This window comes from Pseudomonas sp. CH235, assembly GCF_004368175.1.
Taxonomy (GTDB): domain Bacteria; phylum Pseudomonadota; class Gammaproteobacteria; order Pseudomonadales; family Pseudomonadaceae; genus Aquipseudomonas; species Aquipseudomonas paraglycinae.
The window spans coordinates 157,454-184,372 of record NZ_RRZJ01000001.1; the positions used below are offsets into that span (position 1 = coordinate 157,454).

General features: G+C 60.1%; 19 protein-coding genes. 12 read left to right on the top strand and 7 right to left on the bottom strand.

Annotation, left to right across the window (positions count from 1 at the left end; translation table 11 throughout):
• Positions 1–54 precede the first annotated feature (54 nt).
• On the bottom strand, positions 55–1,110 hold the full coding sequence (locus EIY71_RS00680; protein WP_085745742.1) for a tetratricopeptide repeat protein: 1,056 nt from the start codon (positions 1,108–1,110) through the stop codon (positions 55–57).
• 192 nt (positions 1,111–1,302) lie between these two features.
• Between EIY71_RS00680 and EIY71_RS00685 the strand changes: the two genes are divergently transcribed.
• The 3 genes from EIY71_RS00685 to EIY71_RS00695 are packed head-to-tail and all read left to right on the top strand — an operon-like array spanning position 1,303 to position 4,613.
• Positions 1,303–3,438, top strand: a complete 2,136-nt coding sequence (locus tag EIY71_RS00685; protein WP_102686207.1) for an FUSC family protein — start codon at positions 1,303–1,305, stop codon at positions 3,436–3,438.
• Positions 3,428–3,628: a DUF1656 domain-containing protein gene (locus EIY71_RS00690; protein ID WP_085745740.1), complete on the top strand. Its 201-nt coding sequence runs from the start codon at positions 3,428–3,430 to the stop codon at positions 3,626–3,628. Before EIY71_RS00685 ends, EIY71_RS00690 begins: the two co-directional genes overlap by 11 nt.
• Positions 3,629–3,632: 4 nt before the next feature.
• Positions 3,633–4,613, top strand: coding sequence for an HlyD family secretion protein (locus tag EIY71_RS00695; RefSeq protein WP_085745739.1), 981 nt, complete (start codon positions 3,633–3,635; stop codon positions 4,611–4,613).
• A gap of 59 nt (positions 4,614–4,672) precedes the next feature.
• On the opposite strand, the gene EIY71_RS00700 is transcribed toward EIY71_RS00695, so the two are convergent.
• Genes EIY71_RS00700 through mexE form a run of 3 tightly spaced genes read right to left on the bottom strand, consistent with a single transcriptional unit; the run spans position 4,673 to position 10,551 of the window.
• On the bottom strand, positions 4,673–6,094 hold the full coding sequence (locus tag EIY71_RS00700; RefSeq protein WP_134019883.1) for an efflux transporter outer membrane subunit: 1,422 nt from the start codon (positions 6,092–6,094) through the stop codon (positions 4,673–4,675).
• Positions 6,091–9,282, bottom strand: coding sequence for an efflux RND transporter permease subunit (locus tag EIY71_RS00705; protein WP_085745737.1), 3,192 nt, complete (start codon positions 9,280–9,282; stop codon positions 6,091–6,093). Before EIY71_RS00705 ends, EIY71_RS00700 begins: the two co-directional genes overlap by 4 nt.
• Positions 9,283–9,297: 15 nt before the next feature.
• Complete coding sequence (gene mexE, locus EIY71_RS00710; protein WP_011334072.1) at positions 9,298–10,551, bottom strand: multidrug efflux RND transporter periplasmic adaptor subunit MexE; 1,254 nt, start codon at positions 10,549–10,551, stop codon at positions 9,298–9,300.
• A 429-nt stretch (positions 10,552–10,980) separates the two neighbouring features.
• On the opposite strand from mexE, the gene gcvA reads away from it, so the two are divergent.
• The 3 genes from gcvA (at position 10,981) to EIY71_RS00725 (ending at position 13,581) form a co-directional block, all read left to right on the top strand.
• The gene (gcvA, locus tag EIY71_RS00715) at positions 10,981–11,886 is read left to right on the top strand and encodes a transcriptional regulator GcvA (protein WP_134019886.1); all 906 of its coding nucleotides are present in this window, start codon (positions 10,981–10,983) and stop codon (positions 11,884–11,886) included.
• Between the two features lie 75 nt (positions 11,887–11,961).
• A complete protein-coding gene (locus EIY71_RS00720) occupies positions 11,962–12,789 on the top strand; it encodes a DMT family transporter (protein ID WP_134019890.1) in 828 nt (275 codons plus the stop codon).
• Positions 12,790–12,819: 30 nt separating this feature from the next.
• Positions 12,820–13,581, top strand: a complete 762-nt coding sequence (locus EIY71_RS00725) for an SDR family oxidoreductase (protein WP_134019893.1) — start codon at positions 12,820–12,822, stop codon at positions 13,579–13,581.
• Positions 13,582–13,618: 37 nt separating this feature from the next.
• Here EIY71_RS00725 and EIY71_RS00730 read toward each other — a convergent pair whose 3' ends face one another.
• Positions 13,619–14,587 (bottom strand): AraC family transcriptional regulator, encoded by a 969-nt coding sequence (locus EIY71_RS00730; protein WP_134019896.1) that lies wholly within the window; start codon positions 14,585–14,587, stop codon positions 13,619–13,621.
• Between the two features lie 101 nt (positions 14,588–14,688).
• Between EIY71_RS00730 and EIY71_RS00735 the strand changes: the two genes are divergently transcribed.
• Positions 14,689–15,939, top strand: coding sequence for an MFS transporter (locus EIY71_RS00735; protein WP_134019899.1), 1,251 nt, complete (start codon positions 14,689–14,691; stop codon positions 15,937–15,939).
• A 58-nt stretch (positions 15,940–15,997) separates the two neighbouring features.
• Here the strand turns inward: EIY71_RS00735 and EIY71_RS00740 are convergent, their stop codons facing one another.
• Positions 15,998–16,912 (bottom strand): LysR family transcriptional regulator, encoded by a 915-nt coding sequence (locus tag EIY71_RS00740; protein ID WP_074690647.1) that lies wholly within the window; start codon positions 16,910–16,912, stop codon positions 15,998–16,000.
• A 270-nt stretch (positions 16,913–17,182) separates the two neighbouring features.
• Here EIY71_RS00740 and EIY71_RS00745 point away from each other — a divergent pair, with 270 nt between their 5' ends.
• The 4 genes from EIY71_RS00745 to pgm all read left to right on the top strand — a co-directional run bounded on the left by EIY71_RS00745 (position 17,183) and on the right by pgm (position 23,404).
• Entirely contained in the window at positions 17,183–18,205 is a 1,023-nt protein-coding gene (locus EIY71_RS00745) for a zinc-dependent alcohol dehydrogenase family protein (protein ID WP_102686200.1), read from the top strand.
• Between the two features lie 547 nt (positions 18,206–18,752).
• Complete coding sequence (locus EIY71_RS00750; protein ID WP_134019902.1) at positions 18,753–20,201, top strand: hypothetical protein; 1,449 nt, start codon at positions 18,753–18,755, stop codon at positions 20,199–20,201.
• A gap of 49 nt (positions 20,202–20,250) precedes the next feature.
• Positions 20,251–21,681 carry a PLP-dependent aminotransferase family protein gene (locus tag EIY71_RS00755; RefSeq protein ID WP_134019905.1) on the top strand — a complete coding sequence of 477 codons (1,431 nt, stop codon included), beginning with the start codon at positions 20,251–20,253 and terminating at the stop codon, positions 21,679–21,681.
• Between the two features lie 76 nt (positions 21,682–21,757).
• Positions 21,758–23,404: a phosphoglucomutase (alpha-D-glucose-1,6-bisphosphate-dependent) gene (pgm, locus tag EIY71_RS00760; protein ID WP_134019908.1), complete on the top strand. Its 1,647-nt coding sequence runs from the start codon at positions 21,758–21,760 to the stop codon at positions 23,402–23,404.
• Positions 23,405–23,465: 61 nt separating this feature from the next.
• On the opposite strand, the gene EIY71_RS00765 is transcribed toward pgm, so the two are convergent.
• Positions 23,466–24,161, bottom strand: a complete 696-nt coding sequence (locus EIY71_RS00765) for a pirin family protein (RefSeq protein ID WP_085683700.1) — start codon at positions 24,159–24,161, stop codon at positions 23,466–23,468.
• Positions 24,162–24,439: 278 nt separating this feature from the next.
• On the opposite strand from EIY71_RS00765, the gene EIY71_RS00770 reads away from it, so the two are divergent.
• Positions 24,440–26,914 carry a UvrD-helicase domain-containing protein gene (locus EIY71_RS00770; RefSeq protein ID WP_134019911.1) on the top strand — a complete coding sequence of 825 codons (2,475 nt, stop codon included), beginning with the start codon at positions 24,440–24,442 and terminating at the stop codon, positions 26,912–26,914.
• Positions 26,915–26,919 lie beyond the last annotated feature (5 nt).

A 26,919-nucleotide genomic window follows, 5' to 3' on the forward strand; every position in this document is an offset into this window, starting at 1 on the left:
GACCTTTTGCCGTGACGACGGTTCCGATTTTCTTGCGGGATGTCGAGAAGGCCGCTAGAGGCCTTGCTGCAAAGAGGGATCGTCCGGGTTCATCTGTTCGAGCTGCGCCAGCAGAATCTGCACGTTCTGCAACTGACCGCTTTCTTTCCAGTAGTTGATCAGCAACACCCGCGCCTTACGATCGGCAGGATGACGCTGGACGATTTCCTGCAACTGCTTTTGCGCCGCTTCCAGTTCTTCGGCGCTGTGCAGGGTCGTGGCGAGGTCGTAGCGATAGTCCTTGTTATCGGGCTCGAGCTCCACGGCTTTGGACAAACCGAGCAGGGCGTACTCGCGTTGATCGTGGTGCAGCAGCCAGAGTCCCAGCGCATGTTGCAGATAAGCCGAGTCAGGCTGGGCCTTCAATTGTCGGGCGAGCAATTGTCGCGCGGCGTCGCTCTGACCCTGACGATCGAGCACTTCGATCTGCATCACCAGCGCCGGCAGGTTGCCGGGGTCGAGACGCAAGGTCTGTTCCAGCGCTTCCTGTGCCTGTTTCAACTCGGCGTTGTGCAGATACAGGCGCGCCAGTTGCACGTAGTTGGCGGCGCTTTCCGGCTGACTCTTGAGCGCCTGCTCCCACACATCGATGCCTTGCTGGAGCGGGGCGAAATACAGGCCCAGTTGATCCGGCGACAAGCCGAGCAGGGCGTTGATTGCCGCAAAACGAACGTTCTGATCTTCATCCTCGAGCAACGGGCCGAGCAGCAGGCTGCGCTGGCCACCGGGCACCAGACCGGTCACGCTCCTGATGGCTGCCATTCGCACGTCGGGAGATTCATGCTGCAGATCGGCATCCGCCAGTTTCAAGGCTTGCGGACTCGGGTAATTGGGCAGTTCGGCATGCAGCCAGACCCGCCGCTTGGCGGACAAATCCGGACGTCCCAGCTGTTGATACAGAACCCGCGCGGCCCCCGGCTGACCGGCACGAGCGGCGTCCAGCGCTTCACTGTAACCATGCCTGATCGCTTCTGGCACAACCGGCACTGTGCTGCGAAAAGACAGCCAGCCAACGAGCAGGACCAACACAAGGCCGAGGCTGATGAGCAAATAGCGGCGAGACTGAGGCATGCGAATTTCCGAAACTTTCGTTTTGTAGCGGAGGTCGCAAGCTTCTGTCAGCTCGCGCCGTGAGTCAAACCCTCTGCCCGATATGGCCTACTACAGGCGTTGAATCGACCTACAGCTTGTGTCGACTCTGTTTGCCGTCATGCCCTCCATGCAGTGTCTACGCTTGCAGAAGTTGTTTCGAAGAGGCTACCCATGCAATCCCTGCTTGTTTATTTCAAGGCGGTGATCCACCCCAGCCAGGCCGTGCTGCTGTTTGGTTTACGCACCATTGCCGCCGGATTGCTGACCTTGTACCTGGCGTTCCTGTTCGACCTGGATCAGCCGAAGTGGTCGATCATGGCCGTGGTGATCATCAGCCAGCCACTGGCCGGGATGGCGCTGGCACGCAGCTTCGGGCAAATCATCGGGACAACCCTTGGCGCGGTGGTGGCGGTGGTGCTGATGGCGATCTTTCCCCAGGCGCCGTTGCCGTTCATCACGACCCTGGCGCTGTGGCTGGCCCTGTGCACGGCGGGCGGCACGTTGCTGCGCTACACCAGTTCCCAGGCGTTCGTGTTGAGCGGGTATACCGCCGTGGTGGTGGCGCTGCTGGCGATTCCGGATCAGGACGGCACCTTTCTGCTGGCGGTGACCCGGGTTACCGAAACCTTGCTGGCGGTGGCGTGCGTATGCGTGGTCAGCCTGCTGACGGCGCGGCCCGAGGCGGTATCACGCAACTATTTCGCGAAGGTTGATCAGGTGATCAAGCTCGCCGCCACCCATGCCGCCGCCGTGCTGCGCACCGAAGAAAGCGAAGCGGACTTTCAGCGTCGGCAAATGCAGCTGCTGGGGGAGATCAGCGCCCTCGAAGGCCTGCGCCGGCACTTGTATTTCGATGCTCCACGCCTGCGCAGTGCCAACAATCTGGTGCTGTTGCTGGGCAATCAGCTGATGCTGCTGACTTCGCGCCTGACCGCATTACGTCACCAACGGGAATTGCTCACCGAACGCTGGGAGGGCGATCTGCCGCTGGACATCCAGCAATTGCGTGCCGAGGAGCTGGCACTGCTTGATCAGCTCGCACAGCAAGGACGCTCACTGCCAGCCGAGGTGCGGCACCAGTTCGTCGCGCTGCAACAGCAATTCGAAGCGCTGGCCTACAAGGCCGAACAACTGACGGAAGACATGAGTGCAACCCTGCGCTCGCTGGCCTGGGCATTGCGCTGGGAACAGGCGCGGCTGTTGCAGCAACTGGAGCAGATTCTCGAACTGAGCGATGCGATACAGGAAGGCCGGGAGGCCAGCTGCATGTTCCGTGGCCAGTCCAGCCCCTTGCACCTGGATTTCACGCTCGCGACGATGAACGCCATCCGCGCATTCAGCGCGTTACTGGTGGCCGGACTGATCTGGATCGAAACCGCCTGGGACGGCGCGCGGGGCGGGATGATTCTGGTGGGGATTCTGTGTTCGCTGATGGCGACGTTTCCGCGCCCGTTGGTTGCTGCGCAGAGTTACGCGCGAGGGTTGGGACTGGCCCTGGTGGTTTCGGCGTTTTATCAGTTCATGCTGGTCCCGGCGATCAGTGATTTCGAAATGTTGGCCTTGTTGCTCGCGCCTTTGCTGTATGTGATCGCGGTCGGACTGTCCAGCCCGGCCACCGCCGGTATCGGAATGGGGCTGGGGCTGTCGAGTTTCCTGATGCTCGGTCCGCAGAACGTCGGCACCGGGCAGAACACCGCCATTCAATGGTTCGAATTCGCCGGGGCCTATGTCAGTGCGGCGATGCTGGCTTTGATTGTCTACGCCTGGATCTTCCCTTTTCGCCCGGCCTTTCGAATCAGGCGCTTTTATAACGAGGCGCGGGAGCAGGTCTATCAACTGACAAAAAGCCCGGCTACCGACGAAGAGCAATTCGCCTTCGAAAGTCGAATGGTCGATCGCCTGACTTCAATGCTGGGCGTGTTACCCGCCGCCAACGATCGGGACATGCAGCGCCTGTATGAAATCAGTCTCGCCTGCGTGGCGCTGGGCGTGGCCATGCACCAACTGAGGCAACAGGCACAGAACAACGCCTTGCTCACGGACGCTTTTGGTCGGCAGCTGTCGACGGCATTGCGTCAGACCGGTCGTTTCGTCGCCGGCCGACCGGATGTGCGCCTGACACCGTTGCTGACTACGCTGCATTCGCTCGGCGATGAGCTGGATGCCTTGCATGTCGCCACCCATGAACACCTATGGTCGGTGTTTCGCATGCGAGTGGCCCTGTTGATCGTGGTGTCGTTTCTGGAGCGGCATGGCGAACATTTGCAGCCCGACCGTTCTGAAGGAGAGTCCGTCCTTGCCCATTGATTTCGAGATCGGCGGCGTTTACTTGCCTCCTATCGCCCAGGCCTTGTTGCTGGCCATACCGGTTTTTCTGCTGCTCGACTGGGGTTTGCGCCGGCTTGGCGTCCTGCGTTTTGTCTGGCATGAGGCGCTGTTCGAGGGCGCCTTGTACGCCTGCGTGTGCGCCACACTGATTTTGCTGATGGGAGCCTGAAACCTTGAAGACGTTGCTCACTCGATTGACGACCTTGGCAGTGGTGCTGCTGGCAATCGTGCTTGGCTGGTTTGCCTGGGAACATTACACCCGAGCTCCGTGGACGCGGGATGCGCGGGTGAGGGCGGATGTGGTGACGCTGTCGGCGGATGTTTCGGGCCGCATCGTCACACTGGCGGTGCAGGACAACCAGCATGTCGACAAGGGCCAGTTGTTGCTGGAGATCGACCCGGCTCGTTACAGCCTCGCGGTCGAGCATGCGAAACGCTCGGTGGAGGTCTCAAAGGCCACGCTCGGGCAGTCGCAAGCGGCGATTGTCGCCAGCGAAGCGTTGCTCAAACAGCGCCAGAGCGAAGAACGCCGGCGACGCACGCTCAAGCAAGGGTTCGCGATTTCCGGGGAGGAGTGGGAGAAGTCCAGTACTGACGTGGCGGTTGCCCAGGCCGATCTGTTGCGCAATCAGGCCAATCTCGGTCTGGCTGAAGCCAACGTGCAACTGGCGATAGCTGCATTGACCCAGGCCGAACTGGATCTGCAACGTACCCGAGTCGAAGCGCCGGTCAGCGGTTACGTCACCAATCTGCTGACCCGTCAGGGGGATTACGCGGTGGCCGGTAGCGCCCTGCTGGCACTGGTGGACAGCGGCTCCTTTTATGTCAGCGGCTATTTCGAGGAAACCAAACTGCCACGGATCGAGGAGGGTGATCGTGTGCGGATCGAATTGATGAGCGGGGAAAAATTCGGTGGAACCGTGCAAAGCATCGCCTTCGCCATTGCCGACCGGGAAAACGCCCCGGGAAGTCGATTGCTGGCCAACATCAACCCCAGCTACACCTGGGTGAAATTGGCGCAACGGGTACCGGTGCGGATCGGCATCGACCCTGATTACGCAGGCAAGGATCGATTGAGAGCCGGCACCACGGCGACGGTCACAGTGCTGGAAAACCGAGAAAGACAGGTACAAAAAAGCCCCGCGACCGAATGATACGCGGGGCAAAAAATTTGGTTGGTTGCGGCCAACCAAAGGAGCTCTTTAAAAACCTTTTACTTGCTGGCGACCGCCTCTGGCTGCCAACCGCCACCGAGGGCCTTGTAGATCGCGACTATGCCGCGATACAGATCCACTTCGGCCTGGGCCTGGCTGTCTTCGGCGCTCAAACGTTCACGCTGGGCGTCGAGCAACACCAGGAAGTCGGTGGTGCCTTCGCGATAGCGGATTTCAGCCAGATCGGCAGCCTTGCGGCTTGATTCGCTCTGGCGGATCAGCGAGATCAGCCGTTGCTGACGTTTGCCGTAATCGCTGAAGGCGTTTTCCGACTCTTCCAGCGCGAGCAATACTTGCTGCTCGTAGGTCGCCAGTGCGCCTTCGGCATCGGCATCGGCGCCGCGCAGACGGGCCCGCACGCTACCGAGGTCGAACGCTGCCCAGGTGATGCTCGGGCCCAGTGCCCAGGCGTTGGCCGCCGAGGAACCGATCTGCGAACCACGTCCGGCCGTCCAGCCGAGGAAACCGCTGAGGCTGACCCGTGGGAACAGGTCGGCCTTGGCCACACCGATACGCGCCGTGGCCGAAGCCAGTCTGCGTTCGGCGCTGAGGATGTCCGGACGACGCTGCAGCAGTTCGCCCGGATCACCGATCGGCAAGGCCTTGGCAATCGCCGGCAGGTCTTTCGGGCTCAGGTCGACGGTCAGCTTGTCCGGACGTTCACCCAGCAGGGTGGCGATGCGGTTTTTCTGCCGGGCCTGTTCCGCCTGCAACTGCGGCACGCTGGCTTCGACCGACGCCAGACGGGCATCGGCCCGTTCAACATCGAGCTGATCGCCAACGCCGGCGTCACGCAGGCTGATGGTGATCTTGCGCGACTCCTGCTGGTTGTTCAGGTTGGCCAGGGCGATCTTTTCCCGAAGCTGGGCGCCGCGCAGTTGACCGTAAGCGTCCACCAGTTCGGCAATCATGGTGACTTGCAGTTGATACAGATCGGCTTCGGCCGCTTGCTGGTCGGCGTCGCTGGCTTCCAGATTGCGCTGGATGCGTCCAAACAGGTCCAGCTCCCACGCCATGTCCAGACCCAGGTCGTAGCGTTCGCTGTTGACCCGTTTGGTGGTCTGGCCCGGAATCTGACCTTTGGCCAGGTCGCTGCTGGCGCGGCTGGTGATGGTCGGCATTGCGTCGTTGCTGACGTCGTCGCGGATTGCCCGGGCGGCTTTCCAGCGGGCGAATGCCACGCGCAGTTCACGGTTGCCTTGCAGCGATTGGGTCACCAACTGGTTGAGAGTCGGATCGTCGAACTGCTGCCACCAGATGCCTTCGAATTTCGAACGGTCGAAGTTCTTCTGGCCGGCGGCGCCATCGGTGGCGGACGTGATATTCGCCGCCTCCGTCGTCGGGGTCTTGTAGTCAGGGCCGACGGCGCAGGCACTCAGGGCCAGCACCAGCAGGCTCGGCAGGAAGACTTTCAGACTCATTGGTGCGCCTCCAGTGGCTTTTGAAGATTGTTCGCCTTCGCCGCTTTGCGCGCTTCGCTGCGCTCCACGAAGTTGCGGATCAGCACGTAGAACACGGGGGTCAGCAGCAGACCGAAGAAGGTCACACCGAGCATCCCGGAGAACACCGCCACACCCATGGCATGACGCATCTCGGCACCGGCACCGCTGGAGAACACCAGTGGCACCACACCCATGATGAATGCGAACGAGGTCATCAGGATCGGCCGCAGACGCAGACGGCAGGCTTCCAGTACAGCGGCCAGCGGATCGAGGCCTTCTTCCTGCTTATCCTTGGCGAACTCGACGATCAGAATCGCGTTCTTACACGCCAGGCCAACCAGTACGATCAAGCCGATCTGGGTGAAGATGTTGTTGTCGCCACCAGAAATGATCACACCGGTGATGGCCGACAGCAGGGTCATCGGTACGATCAGGATCACCGCCAGTGGCAGGCTCCAGCTTTCGTATTGAGCCGCGAGTACCAGGAACGCCAGCAATACGCAGAGCGGGAACACGAACAGCGCAGTGTTGCCGGACAGAATCTGCTGGTAGGTCAGGTCGGTCCACTCGTAGGTCATGCCGTTCGGAAGTTCATCCTTGAGCAGTTTCTCGATGGCTTTTTCGGCCTGGCCGGAGCTGTAGCCCGGAGCTGCCGCACCGTTGATTTCAGCGGTGATGAAGCCGTTGTAGTGCATCACGCGATCCGGGCCCGAGGTGTCGCTGACCTTGATGAAGGTCGCCAGCGGGATCATTTCGCCTTTGTTGTTGCGTACTTTCAGCTGGCCGATCTGGTCGGATTCGAGGCGGAACTGCTGCTCGGCCTGAACGTTGACCTGATAGGTACGACCGAAGCGGTTGAAGTCGTTGGCATACAGCGAACCCAGGTAGATCTGCAGGGTGTCGAAGATGTCGCTGACGGCCACGCCGTGGGTCTTGGCTTTTTCCCGGTCGATGGCGGCATCGACCTGCGGCACGTTCACGGTGTAGCTGGTGAACAGGTTGGCCAGTTCCGGAACGTTATGGCTCTTGGCAATAATGTTCATGGTCTCCTTGTACAGCTCTTCGTAGCCCAGGTTGCCCCGGTCTTCGATTTGCAGGCGGAAACCACCAATGGTGCCCAGACCTTGTACCGGTGGTGGCGGGAAGATCGCCATGTAGGCTTCCTGAATCCCGGCGTACTGGCCGTTCAAGGCACCGGCAATCGCACCGGCAGACATGCTCGGGTCTTTACGCTCGTCGAACGGTTTCAGGGTCACGAACACGATGCCGGCGTTCGGGCTGTTGGTGAAGCCGTTGATCGACAGGCCCGGGAACGCTACGGCGCTTTCCACGCCCGGCTGTTTCAGTGCCAGGTCGGACATGCGCTTGATCACATCTTCGGTGCGGTCGAGGCTCGCGGCGTCCGGCAGTTGCGCGAAGGCCACCAGGTATTGCTTGTCCTGGCCGGGTACGAAACCGGTCGGCGTGCTGGAGAAACCGAAGAAGGTCAGCACCATCAGGCCTGCGTACAGGAAGAGGGCGATGCCGCTGCCACGGATGACCCGGCGCACGGTGCCGACGTAGCCATGGCTGGCGCGGTCGAAGAAACGGTTGAACGGACGGAACAGCCAGCCACCGAAGATCTTGTCCAGCACTCGCGAGAAACGGTCTTTCGGTGCGTCGTGACCTTTAAGCAACACAGCGGCCAGCGCTGGCGACAGGGTCAGCGAGTTGAAAGCCGAGATCACGGTCGAAATGGCGATGGTCAGAGCGAACTGCTTGTAGAACTGACCGGTGAGGCCCGAGATGAATGCCGCCGGTACGAACACCGCACACAGCACCAGCGCCGTGGCAATGATCGGGCCGGTCACTTCGCCCATGGCCTTTTTGGTCGCATCGAAGGGGTTGAGCCCCAGTTCAATGTTCCGCTCGACGTTCTCGACCACCACGATGGCGTCGTCCACCACGATACCGATCGCCAGTACCAGGCCGAACAGCGACAGGGCGTTGAGCGAGAAACCGAACAGGTGCATCACCGCAAACGTACCGATCAACGATACCGGCACCGCCACCAAGGGAATGATCGAGGCGCGCCAGGTCTGCAGGAACAGAATCACCACCAGTACCACGAGAATCAGTGCTTCGAAGAGGGTATGAACCACCGCTTCGATGGAGCCGCGCACGAAGATCGTCGGGTCATAGACGATGCTGTAGTCCATGCCTTGCGGGAAGCTTTTCTTCAGTTCTTCCATCTTGCCGCGAACTTCGTTCGAGATTTCGATGGCATTGGAACCAGGACGCTGGAAGATCGGGATCGCTACGGCCGGCTGGTTGTTCAGCAACGAACGGAGGGCGTACTGGCTGGAACCCAGTTCGACGCGGGCGATGTCCTTCAGACGAGTGATTTCACCGTTATCGCCAGCGCGAATGATGATGTTCTCGAACTCTTCCTCGGAGACCAGACGGCCTTGAGTGTTGACCGACAGCTGGAAGCTCTGGGCATTCGGCGCAGGGGGCGCGCCCAATTGGCCGGCGGCCACCTGACGGTTCTGCTCGCGAATCGCGGTCACCACATCAGTTGCGGTCAGATTGCGCGAAGCGGTCTTGTTCGGGTCGAGCCATACACGCAGCGAGTAGTCGCCCATACCGAACAGCTGCACGTCACCGACACCGCCGAGGCGAGCGAGCTCATCCTTGATGTTGAGGATCGCGTAGTTGGACAGGTACAGCATGTCGTAGCGTTTGTCCGGCGAGGTCAAGTGCACAACCATGGTCAGGTCGGGCGAAGCCTTGTCGACGGTGATACCGATGCGCGTCACTTCTTCTGGAAGTTTCGGCTCGGTCCGGGTCACGCGGTTCTGCACCTGCACCTGCGCGTTGTCCAGGTCAGTGCCCAGAGCGAAGGTGATGGTCAGGGTGATCTTGCCGTCAGCGGTGGACTGCGAGGACATGTACAGCATGTTCTCGACGCCGGTGATGGCTTGCTCCAGCGGAGCCGCCACGGTTTCACCGATGACTTTTGGGTTGGCGCCCGGGAAGTTGGCACGCACCACCACGGTCGGTGGCACGACTTCCGGGTATTCGCTGATCGGCAACTGGAACAGCGAAATCGCACCGGCGATCAGGATCAGCAGCGACAGCACCGCTGCGAAGATCGGCCGTGAAATGAAGAATTGGGAAAAATTCATCGGAGTTGTCGTCCCTTAACCGCGTGGGGTCGCAGCAGCCAGCTTCACAACCGAACCCGGCGCGCCTTTGGCAGGTGCGACTTTGGGCAGGTTGCTGGCTTCCAGCGCTTGTCGTTGTTGAGCGAGAGCGGCAATGGTTTGCTCGCTGGCCATCGGGATCACTTCAGGCGAAACCGGGGAGCCAGGACGAACCCGTTGCAGGCCCTTGACGACGATCGTGTCGTCCTTGTTCAGGCCGCTGCGCACGATACGCAGGCCTTCGATCTTCGGACCGAGTTCGACGGCGCGGTAGGCGGTCTTGTTGTCGCCATCCATCACCAGCACGAACTTCTTGCCGAGGTCGGTACCGACCGCTTCGTCGTTGATCAACATGGCGTTGTAGGTGCCGCTGCCGACCAGTTTCAGGCGTGCATACAGACCCGGGGTGTAGCTGCCGTCGCTGTTGTCGAACACCGCGCGACCACGGATGGTGCCGGTCTTCGGGTTGACCTGGTTGTCGATAAAGTTCATCTGGCCCAGGTGCGGGTTGCCGTCTTCATTGGACAGGCCCATGTACACCGGAGTAGTTGCACCGCGCTGACCTTGACGGGCGAGTTGGGTGTATTTGAGGAACACACGCTCGTCGGCGTCGAAGTAGGCGTAGACCTTGTCGGTGGACACAACGCTGGTCAGCGGAGTGGTGTCGGCGGTCACCAGGTTACCGGCGGTGATCTCGGCACGGCTGACGCGGCCGCTGATCGGTGCGGTTACACGGGTGAAGCTCAGGTTCAGTTTGGCCAGATCCAGTTGCGCTTGTAGCGCGCCGACAGCAGCACGAGCTTCTTGTGCAGCGCTGGTGCGCGAGTCGGCCAGTTCAGCGGAGATGGCGTTGCTGGCACGTAGGCGTTCGCCACGGCCGGCTTCGTTTTCACTGCGGGTGGCGTTGGCGCGGGCCTGGGCAACCAGAGCTTCGAGGCGGCGGACCTCAGCCTGGAACGGACGCGGGTCGATCTGGAACAGCAGGTCGCCTTTCTTGACCAGCGCACCTTCGGTGAAGGCGACTTCGTCGATCTGGCCGGAGACCCGCGGACGGATTTCAACGGTTTCCGGCGCCTCGAGGCGCCCGGTGAATTCGTCCCACTCGTTGACCGGTTGTTCCAGCACCTTGGCCACGCTGACCTTGGCAGCGGGCATGGTGGCGGCGGTTTCCGGAGTCTTGCCGCACGCGCTCATCACCAGCACGGCCAATAGAGCCAACGGGAAGCGCAAATGTTTGAGTGATTGTTCCATGGATGCATCCGCCAATGTATTGAAGATGGGCGGATGATGCTCGGCGGGTAGATGGCAAACGAATCGAATGACACGAAGGTAACTATCATTCGGAATGATATATGCCCGAGGAAAGCCCTCTAGCATGCACCTTTCGTTAGGAGGCTATCAATCGATTCGATGACAATTCTGTGTTGCGTGATCGGCAACTGTCGCAGGCGAAATTGCGCGGTGAGGATTATGCGGCGATTAAATATTCCGCTGAAGTTACCGAGCCTCGACATCCTTGCGGAGCATATGGCGCTTGTTTACAAAGACCTCGCCTGGCTGCTGGAGCAATACGCCAACATCAACAGTCCTGTGACCCGGAACAGGCAACCCACAACATTTCGCTCTAACATGACCTGATACTCATGCCTCGATGTTTTGCCATTCCCGGACCCTGTGTTTATGAGAGATCTACCCCCGACCGCGACCTTGCGCGCTTTCGAAGTATCCACCCGGCACCCGACGTTCACCGCCGCCGCGCAGGAACTGCATGTGACCCAGAGCGCGGTCAGCCATCAACTGCGACACCTGGAAGAACTTTGGGGCTTGCAGCTGTTTGAACGGGGCAAGTCGTTACGCCTTACGCCCGCGGGCGCTGCCCTGGCGCCGATTGTGCGCGAGTTTTTCATGAGCCTTGAGGCGACGCTGGCTGATCTGCGTGAGCAAAAGGGCAGGGTCCGGCTCAGCGTCAGCACGACGTATTCCTTTGCGTTGAAATGGTTGCTGCCACGCTTGCCGAGCCTGGCCCGCCAGCACCCGGAACTGTTGGTGTCATTGGACACCACGGACAAGGTCATCCACTTCGCCAGCAGCGAAGCCGATGTCGCGATTCGCTTGGGCAAGGGCGACTATCCCGGTCTGTATTCACAGTTTTTGTTCGGTGAGCAGGTTTTCCCGGTGGCCAGTCCCGAACTGCTGCAACGCGTCGGAATGCCCGGCAGTCCCGCCGATTTGTTGCAGTTGCCGCTGCTGGCTCGCGACGGTGCCGAACTGGCGCCGAAATGGGAAGCGTGGTTCCAGTCCGTCGGGCTGGCGTTTTTGCCGCTGCGGGAAAGCGTCAGGTTTGGCGATACCAATATGACGGTCGAGGCAGCTTTGCTCGGCCATGGCATTGCTCTGGTGCGCAGCGGGCATGTCGAGAAGGAAATCGACGATGGCCGTCTGGTGCGGCTGTTCGATGTGCCGTTTCAGTCACCGCTTGCCTACTACTTCGTCTGTCCCAAGGGCGTTGAGGTACAGCCGCACATTGTGAGTTTTCGCGAGTGGTTACTCAGCGAGGCAATTAAAGTGCGGGGCGAGCTCGTTTGAAGTATGAAGAATCGCTCATGGCACAGTGAGGAGTCTTCTCTGTAATCCGGCCGTTCGGGCTGCCTAAAATGGCCAATGCCTACTCATCTCGTCCTCCTTGTCCTGTTCGCCGCGCTGCTGCACGCCAGCTGGAACGCGCTGCTGCGCGGCGGTGCCGATCGGCTTTGGTCGATGACGGTGATGTGCGTTGCCATCGCCATAGTCTGTGCAGTCGCCGCGATGTTCATGGTGGCGCCTGCACCTCTTAGCTGGGGATTTGCACTGCTGTCGGCATTGCTGCACGTTGGCTACAACCTGTTTCTGGTGCGCAGTTACCGGGTCGGCGATCTTGGGCAGATTTATCCGATTTCGCGCGGTTCTTCGCCCGCGTTGATCACGCTGGGCGCCGCATTGTTTGCCGGCGAAAACATCACCCCCGGCGAATTGCTCGGCATTGCGCTGGTGTCAGGCGGAATCATTTCGCTGGCTTTTCGGGGACGCAGGCTGTCGGTGCCAAGCCTGCCTTACGCATTGGGAACCGGCTGCTTTATCGCGGCGTATAGCGTGGTCGATGGCATTGGCGCGCGGCTTTCCGGTGCACCGCTGGCCTACACGGTGTGGATGAGTGCCTTGTGGGGCGTGCTGATGCCGGTGGTCTACATCGGTTTGCGCGATGCCCGCAGCCTGTTTTCGATCCGGCCCGGAATGTTCGCTGCGGCAATGGGCGGGCTGGTCTCTCTGTTTGCCTATGCAATCGTTATCTACGCGATGAACGAAGCCCCGCTGGGCGCGGTGTCAGCCCTGCGTGAAACCAGCGTGCTGTTTGCGGCACTGCTTGGCTACCTGTTCCTCGGCGAAACACTTACCGTCCGCCGGATGCTGGCATGTGTGGTGATCGCCAGCGGCGCGATCATCATCGGCTGATTCGGCTTTATTTGCTCAGGAGTAGTTTTCATGGTCAACGTCTCGCAGGCTCCGCTGATTCTGATCACGGGTGGCAGTCGTGGAGTAGGCGCCGCCACCGCCCGACTCGCTGCTGCCCAAGGCTACGATGTCGCGATCAGTTACGTTGCCAATGAGTCCGCCGCGCTGGCGGTTGCGGCGGATGTCGAAGCGATGGGGCGCAAGGCGTTGGCGATGCGCGCCGACAGTGCCGATCCCGAGCAGGTCGCGAGTCTTTTTACCGCGATCGACCACACGTTCGGGCGCATCGATGTCCTGGTCAATAACGCTGGGGTGCTGGCGCAACAGTCACGTCTCGAAGACCTGGGTTTCGAACGCATGCAACGCATCTTTGCGGTCAATGCGCTCGGGCCGATACTGTGCGCCCAGCAGGCCGTAAAGCGCATGTCCCTGCGGCACGGCGGTGCGGGCGGCGTGGTGATCAATGTGTCGTCGGCCTCGGCCCGTCTGGGCAGTCCGAATGAATATGTGGACTACGCAGCATCAAAGGGTGCGCTGGAAACGTTCACCATCGGATTCGCCAAAGAGGTCGCCCGGGAAGGAATACGCGTCAACTGTATTCGCCCCGGACATATCTATACCGACATGCACGCCAGCGGCGGCGAGCCGGGGCGGGTCGATCGTGTCAAGGACTCGATCCCGATGGGGCGAGGCGGGCAGCCGGAGGAAGTGGCGCGGGCCATTTTATGGCTGGCTGGCGCAGAGGCATCATTTGTTACCGGTACATTCCTCGACGTAACGGGCGGTAAGTGAGACAGGGGCAAGGATCATCGATTCCTTGCGCTCGACTTCAAGTAATCGCGGGCTGCCTCGCCTTGCGACTCAAACCCGGTGTCCTGCCCGTAATACGCTTGAATGCACGACTGAAAGCAGCCTGGGAGGTATAGCCCAAACGCTGCGCCACCTCTTCAATCGGCAGTCTTTCGAGCGTCAGCCACTGGCTTGCAAGCCGCATTCGCAGTTCGGTCACGTAGCGCAGCGGAGACATGCCAATCGTGACCTGGAAGCGCTCCGCAAATACAGAGCGCGAGGTATTGCAGTGCTCTGCCAACTGCGCAACGGTCCATTCGCGGCCCGGTTGTTGGTGGAGCGCAAGCAATGCACCGGCCAAGCGTGGATCGCGCAAGGCGGCGATCAGCCCGGAAGCATTGCCGCAGGCGCATTCAACCCAGCCGCGAACGACCATGGCGGCCACCACGTCGGCCAACCGCGCGAGGATACCGGCGAAGCCGACACGGGCGGCGCTGACCTCCCGTTCCATAGTGGTCAGGATCGGCACCAGCCCGGGATAACGCTGGCCACCGGCATCAATCAGCATCAGGCCCGGCATCAGCCGGCCGAGCCCATGGATACTGCCCAGTTCAAACTCCATGCAACCACTGAACAAGATAGTGCTCGGCGTGGGGCTGGCATCCGCTCCGGTATCCACCGCGCTGACGGTGTCACCCAAGGTTTCGCCGTCTAGACGGTCGATGTCTTGAACAGGCACGTCCGGATGGGAAAACAGTTGATGGGACGCGCCATGGGAGATGAACACGGCGTTGCCGGCAGACAGCGCGTAGGTGTTGCCGTCCTCCATTTGCAGTACCGCATTGCCAACGGCCATGAAGTGGAACCAGGCGTGCCCAGGTTTTTCCGCGAAGCTCAATCCGAACGTTGGACCCGCCTGGATACGCCGGTATTCAACGCCACGCAGGCGCATGCCGCGCAATAGCTCATTGATGAGGTCCGAGGAGAGAGCAAACTGGTCTGCAGACATCGTTCAGGGGTTTTGATCAAAAAGTAGAGACTTTGGATCATAGATCATCCAGTTTTCAGCGCCTAGACTCGGCTCGCAATGAACATTGGGAGATCCGTGCGATGAATAACTGTGTATGTAACGCCGTATCCGACCGCCATTGCGGCGTCGGTGCGGATGTAGAGCCTGCGACGCCCGCGTGGATGGCCGTCTTCTCATTGGCAATGGGTGTGTTCGGATTACTCACCGCTGAGTACCTTCCCGCAAGTTTGTTGACGCTGATGGCTACCGAACTGGGAGTGTCCGAAGCGCTGGCTGGCCAGGCGGTGACGGTAACAGCCGTGGTGGCGCTGTTCGCTGGCTTGTTGGTGCCAGGTCTGACCCGCAGCATCGACCGACGTTGGGTGTTGCTGGGCTTTTCCACGTTGATGGTCGCCTCGAATCTGTTGGTCGCCGTTTCTTCCAGCTTCGTGGTGCTGTTGTTGATGCGCATCTTGCTGGGTATTGCCCTTGGCGGGTTCTGGAGCATGGCGGCAGCGGTAGCGATGCGCCTGGTGCCGAATGCTCTGTTGCCTCGGGCGTTGTCGATCATTTTCAGCGGCATAGCCATTGGGACGGTGGTGGCAGTGCCGCTGGGCAGTTATCTGGGCGGGTTATATGGCTGGCGCAGCGCGTTCTTTGCAGCGGCGGCGGTAGGCCTGGTGACCCTGGCTTTCCAGTCGCTCACTCTGCCGCGCCTCGCGCCGCGCCGGCCGGCAAGACTGCGCACCGTTTTCGAGGTGTTGCAGCGTCCGGGCATCGCCATCGGCATGTTCGGCTGTGTACTGGTGCACAGCGGGCACTTTGCGATGTTCACTTATGTTCGGCCATTCCTTGAAGGGACTACTGGCATCGGCTCGCAGGGGCTGTCATTGATGCTGCTGGGGTTCGGTGTGGCGAACTTCGTCGGTACGTTGCTGGCCGGGAGATTGCTGGAGCGCCACCCGCTGGCAACTCTGGTGTTGATGCCCGCGCTGGTCGGCGTCGCAGCACTGGCGTTGGTGCTGTTGCCAGCGTCGGTGCCGGGGCAGGCGGTACTGCTGGCGATCTGGGGCCTGGCCTTTGGTGGTGTGCCGGTGGCGTGGTCGAACTGGGTCGCCAATGCGGTACCTGATCAGGCGGAAAGCGCCGGAGGCATGGTGGTGGCCTCTGTGCAGTCCGCCATAGCAACGGGCGCGGCCGCTGGCGGTGCGATGTTCAACCTCGGAGGAAGTGCAGCCGTGTTCGTAGCGGCTGCCGTGCTGATGCTGCTCGCCGCGTTACTGATTGCGCTGCGGGTCCGCGTCCCTTCTGTAGATGGCGTTCGCCAGGCCAAGCCTGCGTTGCACCTTTGATGCGGTTTGCCAAAACGCTTCAAGTCCGTCCGTAATCAGGAGATATTCCAATAGAAGCCTAGAGACTGTCAGGATCCCCAAAAAACATCTGAATCCGCGACCGCAACCACCGCTCACCCGGATCGTTGTCCTGCGACCCACGCCACGCCATGTGCAGCTCGAAAGTGCGTGTCGGCAACGGTGGATCTTCCGCGCGAAGACCACCAGCCGCCGTCAGCGCTTCCGCCGTGTAATCAGGCACGGTCGCGACGATGTCGGTGCCCGCCAGCAGCGTACCCAGTCCGTTGAACTGCGGCACCGCCAGTACCACATGCCGTTTACGTTCGAGTTTTTCCAGCTCTTCATCGACGAAACCACTGAGGTCGCCGGCGAACGACACCAGCGCATGCGGTCGGGCGCAGTAATCGTCGAGACTCAACGGTCCCGGCACAGTATCGGCGCGCAGCAATTTGGGTGCGCTGCGGCGCAGGACCTTGCGTTTGGCGTTGGCCGGCAGGTCGGTGGTGTAGCTGACGCCGATGGAGATTTCGCCGGAGGCGAGCAGGCCGGGCATCAGGATGTAGTTGACGCGGCGTACTACCAGCACGATCCCGGGTGCCTCGGCGCGCAGGCGCTTGAGCAACATTGGCAGCAACGCGAATTCGACGTCGTCCGACAGGCCGATGCGAAATACTGAAGTGCTGGTGGCGGGGTCGAATTCCGCTGCGCGGCTGACGGCTGTCGAAATCGAGTCCAGGGCCGGGGAGAGCAGGGCGAAGATTTCCACCGCGCGGGCGGAAGGCTCCATGCTGCGCCCGGTGCGCACAAACAAAGGATCGTCGAACAGGCCACGCAGGCGCGAAAGCGCCGCGCTGATCGCCGGCTGGCCGAGAAACAGCTTTTCCGCCGCACGGGTCACGCTGCGCTCATGCATCAGCGTTTCGAACACGATCAACAGGTTGAGGTCGACACGACGCAGGTCATTACGATTCATCTGGAGTCCTGGCAGAGTCATCAAGCTTGACGAGAGCGACCATATGAGAACAATGGCCGGCATGAATCTTACGGGGAAAGGCTGGTAGTCTGCACCGGGTAATTCAGCTTTACTGAGAAGGCGGCAGCAGTTTTTTCATGGATTTTTTCAATGCTGACCATGCTGCGGAATCAATGACAGGCATGTCGACTATTAATAGCCACTGATAGTCTTGGCTGGAAAGCCCAGATAGAGTTCATGGCATTAGAGGTTACTTTGACGAGGTTTGCGATGTCCCGCACGATCCGTTTTCACAAGTTTGGTCCAGCCGAGGTGCTCAAATGCGAAGAGCATGCGGCTGCTCAGCCAGGTCCTGGCGAAGTGCAGGTGCGTGTCGAGGCAATCGGCATCAGCTGGTATGACACGCTCTGGCGCCAGAATCTGGCGTCGTCCCAGGCGCGTCTGCCTTCCGGCCTCGGTCATGAAATGGCCGGCGTGGTCACGGCGATCGGCGACGGCGTCGAAGATCTCGCCGTGGGCGACAAGGTGGCCAGCTTCCCGGCCGAGAGCCCCAACGATTACCCGGTCTACGGCGAACTGATCGTTCTGCCGCGCACCGCGCTGACCCGTTATCCGGACGTGCTCAGCCCGATTGAAGCCAGCGTGCATTACACGCCGCTGTTGATCGCCTATTTCGGTTACGTTGATCTGGCACGGGTCAAACCCGGGCAGTTCGCCCTGGTGACCGACGCCAGCCACTGTGCCGGTCCGTCCTTCGTCCAGTTGGGCAAGGCGCTGGGTGTGCGGGTGATTGCTGCCACCAAAACGGCGGAGGAACGTGAGTATCTGCTGTCGCTCGGTGCCGAGAAAGTGATCGTCACTGAAGAAGAAGACTTGTTGATGCGGATCAACAAGATCACCGACAACCGCGGCGTCGACGTGGTGTTCGACGGTCTCGGCGGGCCACAGATGTCGCTGCTCGGCGATGTACTGGCACCCCGTGGCAGCCTGGTGCTGTACGGCCTGCAGGGCGGCAACCAGACGCCATTCCCGGCCTGCGCGGCGTTCCAGAAGAACATTCAGTTCTTCGTGCATTGCATCGGCAACTTCACCGGCAAACCGGAGCTCGGCATCATTCAGGATCACGTTGCCTTGCAGCGTGCCTTGCGTGATATCAACCAGCTCACTGCCGACCGTGTGCTGGTGCCGCTCAAGACTCGTGTGTTTCCGTTCAACGAGTTTGTCGAAGCTCACCGCTACATGGACGAATGCCCATGCCGCGAGCGGGTTGCCCTGCAAATCGAAACTGCCTGACCCTTCCAATCAGAGTCCGTGGCCGCACGGACTCTTGTGCGTTTAATCCTTCAGATATCGAGAAGCCCCTGGGCCATACACCTGGGGACGTTCAGCAACTGAACTGGTTTTTGCTCTCGATCTGTATCTTCTAATTGCCCTCCAGACCCTGATAATTGAATGACTACTTTCATCTCAAGGAATGAGCTATGTCTGTGCATTCTATTTGTTCTGTGCAGTATCAATCTGCTGTTTATCATTGCATCTCAAACTTTTGTTTAAAGTTTGTAGGCGCGTCATGTAATCCCTTCTTTTTTTCTTGTGCTCATCATGTGCAGGGGCTTGTAAGAAGTTTCCTAGGAAAGCTCGACCTTGCAAGGGGCCCAGCAACGACGGGGCTTTCGGTCACGCCCTTCGTGATTCTAAAATGCCGCGCGCTCAACTGTTTCAAATAACTACAAAAGCTTAAGTGTTAGCATTTCAGCGTCTATTAATTAATGAAGAATGATTGTGCGTCCGCCATTTGCGTCCGTGCGATATAAAACCTTTGATACCGGGTGAAGTACTGATGAGCACGATCCATGATCAGGCAATGAATTATGTCTACCAGCAAGTATTGCAACGACTGCTGAGTTTCTTTTCCCGTGCCGAGCGCACGGCATTGCAGCTGTTGATCCAGCGGCTGGCGGTCGCTGCCGGTGGTATGGATCGCATCGGTGAATTCAAGGTGATGACGATTCAGTCCGGCACACGAGATTGCAGCTACAGCCTGGCCCTGTTGCGTGCTGCCCAGCTGAGCATTGCCGGGCGTGCACCGGCCACGTTCCAGTTACGGGTCGCAACCTTGCGGAGCAATGGCTTACCGGCTTCGGCATTGCACAATCTGCATCGCAGTTTCAGCGCCCTGTTTCTGCATGACGATCCGAGGGTCGAACTGTTGATGGTCGATCATCGCGAGATTCTGCCTTTCAACCATCTGACACCTGTCTGCGATGAAGGTCGTGAAGCCGGCAGAATCGACCTGTTGATGGTCGGGCATCGTCGTGGATGGAATGAGGAGCTGACGTTGTGGGATAACGAGTACTTGACCACCGCCGAGTTCTACGGTCAGGTCGCCCGATGGAACAACGGTGTCGATGCATTGATCAGTAGCGACAGCGCACACCGTCAGGAGCAGTTTCTCGATGGGCTGGACCGCGCAGTGCGCAAGGTCGGCATGGGCGATCTGTCGCGAAAGGGCGGCGGGTTCGATGAACTGTTCAGTCTGCTCGACAATATCGGCGGCGATTGTTATCGCGAACTCTACTCGCAAGACGATCGGGTGCCGTGGCGTCCGCTCGGCGAGTTCGAAGCCTGTCGTCGCACCAGCTATATCGGGATCGACGATATGGTCGTCGGCAAAATGGAGGAGCGCTGGCCCTTGCTCAGCGATTTTCTCGGGTTTCAGGCTGACGAGATGATGTTTGAAGCCCGCCCCGGCGAGTGCGCTGATCCCTTGATCGGCGGCTATTTGAAGGGACTGCAAGCCAGTTACATCGAAGGGAGTACCTACGAGGCCGGCGTATCGGACTATCTGCAGCAATGCCTGGCCACGATGCGCCGCAGGAACACGCCCGAGCAGATTTGCGAACGCTTCGTTGCCACGTTCGACAAAGATCTCGCCGAGCATCGGTCGCTGGCAGCGTCGTCCCTGCAAAAGAATTTCAGTATCAATGAGTCGCAACTGGTTTGTCTGTTGTTCGCTCCCTTCAACAATTCCGGTGCCGGTCTCGAGCGATTCCTGCGCACTTGTCACCCCGGCATGCTGGTCGCCATGCCGGACCTGCACCGCGCCATGCAGGGTTTGCACGCGCCGGAGCAGGTCTTGCAATGGATGACTGATGTCAGCGGTTTGCCCCTGCGACTGATCTGCCGGTTATATGCAATGGGGGCTGTCCGGATGGGCGAACACGTCGCACAAGCTCAGGAGTTGCCCGAGCACGAGGTCACTCTGGGCGACCGCTCGGCGGAAGGTTGAATGGGATTTTGTCGCCCGATCACACGGACACCTCTGCGGACGTACGCTCATGAGTGAGCCGAGAGAATCTGATTTTGCCTACCAGGCGGTCTATCGCTACCTGACGCAACTGATCAGCGAGCCGGGCAACCAAGGGGCGATTCGACTGCCATCGTTAAGGCAGTTGGCCGAGCGGTTGAACGTTTCGATATCGACTATTCAATATGCTTACGCGCTACTGGAGAAAGAAGGCCGGGTCTATTCCGTCGCCAAATCCGGATACTTCGCGCAGCCTGCATCGTCGGTCATGCCGCCCGGACGCGGCGGTGATTTGCTGGAAACGGTGTACGTCAATGCCAGATGCACTGGCATGCAGGTATTGAGCGCCGACGAGCCGGCGTCGATCCAGCCCCTCGATCGTCCGTTGCTGATGCTTGAACGAGAGCTGTTGCGCCAGTATCCCCGGCACCTGCAAACGCCGGCCCAGCCTTGCGGAGAACTGGAATTGCGCACGTTGCTGGCGGCCCGCTACACGTCATCGGCCGCTCATTGCTGGCACGCTGAAGACGTCTACATCGGTGCCGATCTGCGAGGAGTGCTGGAAATCCTGATCGCCGTCCTTGAGCTGCGCCACGCAACCGTGGTGATCGAATCGCCGTGTGACTGGATGATCCTGCGCCTTTTCCAGTCCGCCGAGGTTCAGGTGATCGAGTTGCCGCTACAGCCGGACGGGGCATTCGATCCGCAGAAACTCCAGAGACTGCTTGAAAGCGAGCGGGTGCGATTGATCCTGCTGTCCTCCAGATTGAACATGCCCCACGGTAGTCGTATCCCGCCGGCCAGCCGTGAAGCCATTGCGCATTTGCTGCTGAGTCATGGCACCTGGTTGCTGGAAAATGATTGCCACGGCGACTTGCTGGACGACGCCGAAGGGGAGCCGCTGCGCGAGTTGGTGGATCCCGACCGCTTGTTGGTGTTTTCCATGTTCGAAAAAATCATCGGGGTCGAAGCACCTTACGGTTTTGTCCTGTCGCGGCAATGGCGTGCGGACCTGCAGCGTCACTTCCTGCTGCGTTCGTTCCGCCTGTCACCGATCCGCCAGAAAGCCATTGCCCGGCTCTATGCGAGCGGGCGGGTCGACCAGCATCTGCCAGTGCTCAAGCACTTGCTCAGAGAGCGCCGAACGCAATGGATCGATTTGATACGTGAGCGTCTGGGCGACTTTCTGCAAATCGTGGAACCTGATGGCGGCGCAACAATCTGGCTGCATTCTGCGCGCCCGGTCGTGATGGATGCCGTGTTTCAACGGTTGCTCAAGCAGCACGTGCTGATTGCTCCGGGGGAGTTGTTCAGCCTCAGAGGGTTGCACGCGCAGCACATGCGTTTGAGCGCGATTGGTGGCACGGAACACGAGTTGTTAAGACTTGTCGGACTGCTTGGGGATGCGTTGCGACTGGCTCCGCGGACAGATGCGCGCAAACACTCGGCTTGTACGCAATAGACCCCATCGCACTCCGGACAAACTGCCAGTAAACTCCGGTGTAATTTCCTGAACCACTCTATTTCAGAGGTTTTGCATGACACTCAGTCCTTTTGCGGGCAAACCGGCACCGGCAGAACTGTTGGTCGACATCCCGCGACTGGTTACGGCGTATTACACCGGTCAACCCGACGCCTCGGTTTCCACCCAGCGCGTGGCGTTCGGCACCTCCGGGCACCGGGGCAGTTCCTTTGATTTGAGTTTCAACGAGTGGCACGTTCTGGCCATCAGCCAGGCGATCTGCCTGTATCGCGAAGCCCAAGGCATCACCGGGCCGCTGTTCGTCGGTATCGACACCCATGCGTTGTCGACCCCGGCCGGGGCCAGCGCCCTGGAAGTGCTGGCGGCCAACGGCGTGACCGTAATGATCGCCGAAGGCGATGAATACACGCCCACCCCGGCAGTCTCCCACGCCATTCTTTGCTACAACCGTGGTCGCACCACGGGCCTTGCCGACGGCATCGTCATTACGCCGTCGCACAACCCGCCTCAAAGCGGCGGCTACAAATACAACCCAACCAACGGCGGCCCGGCCGACACCCATATCACCAAGTGGATCGAAGCCAAGGCCAACGAACTGCTGGCCAACAAACTGGCCGGCGTCAAACGCATCAGCTTCGAGCAAGCGCTCAAGGCCGAAACCACCCACCGTCACGACTACGTCAACACCTACGTCGCCGACCTGATCAACGTCATCGACTTCGATGCCATTCGCGGAGCCAAACTGCGCCTGGGCGTCGATCCGTTGGGCGGAGCAGGGGTGCGCTACTGGTCGGCGATTGCCGAGCACTATCGTCTGGACCTGGTTGTGGTGAACAAGGAAGTCGATTCGACATTCCGCTTCATGACCGTCGACTGGGACGGGCAGATCCGCATGGACCCATCGTCCAGCCATGCCATGCAAGGCCTGATCGGTCTGAAGGAACGCTTTGACGTGGCCTTCGCCTGCGATCCGGATCACGACCGCCACGGTATCGTCACACCGTCCGGCGGCCTGCTGGCACCGAATAACTACCTGGCGGTGTCGATCGACTACCTGTTCCAGAACCGTCCGCAATGGCGCGCCGATGCTGCCGTGGGTAAAACCGTGGTCAGCAGCGGTCTGATCGATCGCGTGGCCAAGCGTCTGGGCCGTCGCCTGTACGAAGTACCGGTTGGCTTCAAATGGTTTGCCGATGGTCTGTTCGACGGCTCGCTGGGTTTTGGCGGCGAAGAAAGCGCCGGCGCCTCGTTCCTGCGCAAGGACGGCGGTGTCTGGAGCACTGACAAGGACGGTCTGATTCCAGCCCTGTTGGCCGCTGAAATGACTGCCCGTACCGGACGCGACCCAAGCCAGGCCTACCGTGCGCTGACCGATGAACTGGGCGAGCCGTTCTCGGTGCGTGTCGACGCCAAGGCCAATCCGGAACAGAAAGCGCTGCTGAGCAAACTGTCGCCGGAGCAGGTCACCTCGACCGAGCTGGCGGGCGAGAAGATCCAGAGCATTCTGAGCAAGGCTCCAGGCAACGATCAGGCCATTGGCGGCCTGAAAGTGATGACTGAAAACGGCTGGTTCGCTGCGCGCCCGTCGGGCACTGAAGACATCTACAAGATCTACGCTGAAAGCTTCATCGGCGACGGCCACCTCAAGCAACTGGTGGCTGAAGCACAAACCCTGGTAGACGGTGCAATCAGCACCCAATAAATCCAGACAACGGAAAAGGGCGACCCTGAGGTCGCCCTTTTTTGTGCCCGCGATTCGCCGATCAGGCCAGATCCACCAGCACGATCTCGCTGTCTTCCAGCGCCGTGACGGTCAACACCTGTTCATCAGCCACCGCCACACCGTCTCGAGCTTGTGCGCGCAAGCCGTTGACTTCAATGACGCCCGTGGCCGGAACCAGATAGGCACGACGCCCGGCATCGAGACGGTATTCAGCCGTTTCCCCGGCCTTGATATTGGCCGCCACCAAGCGCGCGTCGGCGCGGATGCGCAGGCTCTGATCGTCACCGTCCTTGCCGCTGGCGAGGGTCACGAAACCTTCGCGGTCGCCTTTCGGGAACGGTTTGGCGCCCCAGGACGGCGGTGCGCCGGTTTCGGTCGGCAGAATCCAGATCTGGAAGATCTTGGTGTCCGTGGCTTCCAGGTTGTATTCGCTGTGGGCGATTCCGGTGCCGGCGCTCATGACCTGCACGTCGCCAGCCTCGGTGCGGCCCTTGTTGCCCAGGTTGTCCTGGTGGCTGATCGCACCTTCACGCACGTACGTGATGATTTCCATGTCGCGGTGCGGGTGAGTAGGGAAGCCCGTGCCGGCGGCAATGATGTCGTCGTTCCACACGCGCAGGTTGCCCCAGCTCATACGTTGCGGATCGTAGTACTCGGCGAACGAAAAATGGTGATGGGCATCCAACCAGCCGTGATGGGCGCCGCCCAGCGAGCTGAAGGGTCTGAGTTCAAGCATGATCGTCTCCTCAAAAGGTTCGTCATGGGGCGCGATGCCTGAGCCACGAAGCGAGACCGGTGATTGATGGCAGCCATCATCTATCAGTCAACCATCGAGAAAAAGCGTAAAAACTGCGGCATTCCAATCGAATCGGTTGATATGAAAAAGGCTCGAAACCGTCTCATCCCACCTTCAATTCATCGCCTAAACCAATGACCTGTAAGCATTTCGCTAGAACAAAAAAGCAAATGCAGACACCATAGCCCTCAACAGCCTCACATCCGGAGTCCGTCAGCGTGGCGCAACACACCCCCGATCTTCCTCCCGAACTTCGTCCCTTGGCCGAGATGCCCTGGTTCAAACGCCTGGCGGCGCGTTTTCTTGGCCACGGTCTGACGCAACTGCGCGCCCAGCACCGGGCTTCGTGGTTGCACGGCCAGGCCGACGGCTTTCGCAGCGGGCATACCGCCGGCGTGGATTACGGGTACAAGGAAGGCAAGGCTGACGGGCTGGAGGAGGGTCGCCAGGTCTTGTTGATCCGCGACAGTCGCAATACCGAGCATCGCCCGCCGGGTATCGACAATCACTTGTTCGACGACTGGCGTCTGCCGCTCAGCGCAGAACTGAAGAAGCGCATGAAAGCCGATGTCGCGCGCCTGCTGCCAGCCCACGCCCAGCCAAGCGTGGCGCAATGGAAAATGATTTTCAGCGATACCCCGTCAACCTCGGTGATTGCCGGCGCCGGAGCCGGCAAGTCCACCACGCTGGTGCTGCGGATCGTGCTGCTGACTCACTACCTGGGCTTCGAGCTCGATTCGATGACCGTGGTGACCTTCACCCGCGAGTCGCGCAAGGACTTCATCAACAAACTGATCGAACTGTTCGCATTGTGGGGCCGGGCACTCAGTCAGAAAGACGCGCGGGATCTGGTGCGTACGTTTCACTCGCGCATTTTGCCGATGGTTCGCAGTCTGCCGGGGTTCGAGCGCTTGCAGGCATTCGAAAACCTCAGCCAGCGCGCGCCGGGTGCGGATGAAGACGTCGACAGCAATCCGTTCGATCTGCGCATCAACGACGCACAGCGCCAGCAGCTCAACGCCTGCTACCACCGGCTCTACAAGGAAGACCCGCGCTTTGCGCAACTGATCCAGCCATTGTCCCGGCACGCCTTGCAGCTCAAGGAGCTGGAACGCGATCACCCGGACGTGCAAAAGCGCGTGGCAGTGACAGAGCTGGCGGCCCGGCGCGATGAAGAGCTGTGCGACATGATCGAGGACATGTGGCTCCGCGCCGGCGCCTGGCCGATCAAGGGTATCGAACCAAGCCGCGAGACTTTCGAAATCAACGGTGCTTCGTTCCATTGCCACGGCTACATTCCAAGCCTGGACGCCTGGGTCGTTCTGGGTTTCGACCCTCGGGAAAACCCGCAGGTCTGCCGTCCGAATGCCAAGCTGACGGTACGCGCGGAGTGGGCAGTCAAACGCACCCTGTTTCAAGCTTTCTGTCGTAAACCATTGATCTGGCTTGATAGTTACGAGTCATCAAAGCGTTTATTGGCCACGCTGGCAGGCGATGTCAGCGCCGGCCCCGGCTTCGATTACAAGGTCAAGGGCGAGCTCGCTTCCGCGCCGTTGCTCGACTGTTTTGTCGCCGCCGCAGGCTTCATCGAGAACCTGGGCCTGGATGTGCCGGACGCCGTTGGCCGTATGAGTTTCGCCAAGGACGATCCGGACCGGTTTTTCTTCGAAGCCTTGAGCCTGTTCTGGCGAGCGCTGGAAGATCACCTTCTGGATCAGAAACCGCCGGTCATGACCTACAACCGCATGTTCGCGCTGTTCAGCGAGCATTCGCCGGAGAACTTCAAACTGCTCAGCGATGAGTTACTGCGGCCGATGTCGCACCTGATGATCGATGAGTTTCAGGACGTTTCACCGCAAATCGTCTCGTGGATTCGCGCCAGCCTCTCGGAAATCCGCAGTCGCGGGCCGGCCATGCACGTCGGACGAGGTGCACAGCGATCCTCGCTGCTTTGCGTAGGCGATGACTGGCAATCGATCTACGGCTGGCGCGGCAGTTCGCCGAGTTACTTCATGGAATTCAACAAGGAATTCCCGTCGCCGAGTACGACGAGGGTGATGCTTAGCGAAAACTATCGCAGCCATCAGCACATTATCGACGCGGCGGAGCACATCGTTCGTGCGGCACCGGCGATTCCCGGCAAGAAGGCCAAGGCCAGCGGCGAAGAGAAGCTGTTGCATCCGGTCAACGTGCTGGAGCGCGACGATCAGGCACTCGGCCAGCGCCTTGCAGAACACTATCGAAAGGGCGATTCAATCCTGATGCTCTATCGAAAAAGCAGCGATAAGTTGTTGATAGACCAGCATATTCAGTCTGTAGTTAATGTGGATTCGAGCTTGCCATACGAGTCCCGACGCCTGAAACAACTGACCTATCACAGCGCCAAAGGTCTCCAGGCCGACGCGGTCTTCCTGCTGGGCGATTGCCAGCACCTGACCAGTTCGCCGTACAAGAATCAGGTGTATCGCATGGCCGGACTGGGCAAGGCTGGTGACAGCGAGCCGTACGACAGCGCGCAAAAAGACGAAATCCTGCGCCTGGCCTACGTCGGCATTACTCGTGCGGTCAGCCATTGCTACTGGTACGTCGAGCCGCAAGACACGCAGGCAGTCAACATGCCTCGGGCTTCGGACCGGGTCGCCAAAGGCAAACCGTTCTTCGTCGATCATCGTCCGGAAAAGAAAACGGCCTGAAACCA

Bases quoted from the DNA above. Each gene is read 5' to 3' on its own strand.
- EIY71_RS00680 (WP_085745742.1), bottom strand. From the start codon at position 1,110: ATGCCTCAGTCTCGCCGCTATTTGCTCATCAGCCTCGGCCTTGTGTTG.
- EIY71_RS00755 (WP_134019905.1), top strand. From the start codon at position 20,251: ATGAGTGAGCCGAGAGAATCTGATTTTGCCTACCAGGCGGTCTATCGC.
- pgm (WP_134019908.1), top strand. From the start codon at position 21,758: ATGACACTCAGTCCTTTTGCGGGCAAACCGGCACCGGCAGAACTGTTG.
- EIY71_RS00735 (WP_134019899.1), top strand. From the start codon at position 14,689: ATGAATAACTGTGTATGTAACGCCGTATCCGACCGCCATTGCGGCGTC.
- gcvA (WP_134019886.1), top strand. From the start codon at position 10,981: ATGAGAGATCTACCCCCGACCGCGACCTTGCGCGCTTTCGAAGTATCC.
- EIY71_RS00705 (WP_085745737.1), bottom strand. From the start codon at position 9,282: ATGAATTTTTCCCAATTCTTCATTTCACGGCCGATCTTCGCAGCGGTG.
- mexE (WP_011334072.1), bottom strand. From the start codon at position 10,551: ATGGAACAATCACTCAAACATTTGCGCTTCCCGTTGGCTCTATTGGCC.
- EIY71_RS00725 (WP_134019893.1), top strand. From the start codon at position 12,820: ATGGTCAACGTCTCGCAGGCTCCGCTGATTCTGATCACGGGTGGCAGT.
- EIY71_RS00730 (WP_134019896.1), bottom strand. From the start codon at position 14,587: ATGTCTGCAGACCAGTTTGCTCTCTCCTCGGACCTCATCAATGAGCTA.
- EIY71_RS00685 (WP_102686207.1), top strand. From the start codon at position 1,303: ATGCAATCCCTGCTTGTTTATTTCAAGGCGGTGATCCACCCCAGCCAG.
- EIY71_RS00720 (WP_134019890.1), top strand. From the start codon at position 11,962: ATGCCTACTCATCTCGTCCTCCTTGTCCTGTTCGCCGCGCTGCTGCAC.
- EIY71_RS00745 (WP_102686200.1), top strand. From the start codon at position 17,183: ATGTCCCGCACGATCCGTTTTCACAAGTTTGGTCCAGCCGAGGTGCTC.
- EIY71_RS00740 (WP_074690647.1), bottom strand. From the start codon at position 16,912: ATGAATCGTAATGACCTGCGTCGTGTCGACCTCAACCTGTTGATCGTG.
- EIY71_RS00750 (WP_134019902.1), top strand. From the start codon at position 18,753: ATGAGCACGATCCATGATCAGGCAATGAATTATGTCTACCAGCAAGTA.
- EIY71_RS00700 (WP_134019883.1), bottom strand. From the start codon at position 6,094: ATGAGTCTGAAAGTCTTCCTGCCGAGCCTGCTGGTGCTGGCCCTGAGT.
- EIY71_RS00765 (WP_085683700.1), bottom strand. From the start codon at position 24,161: ATGCTTGAACTCAGACCCTTCAGCTCGCTGGGCGGCGCCCATCACGGC.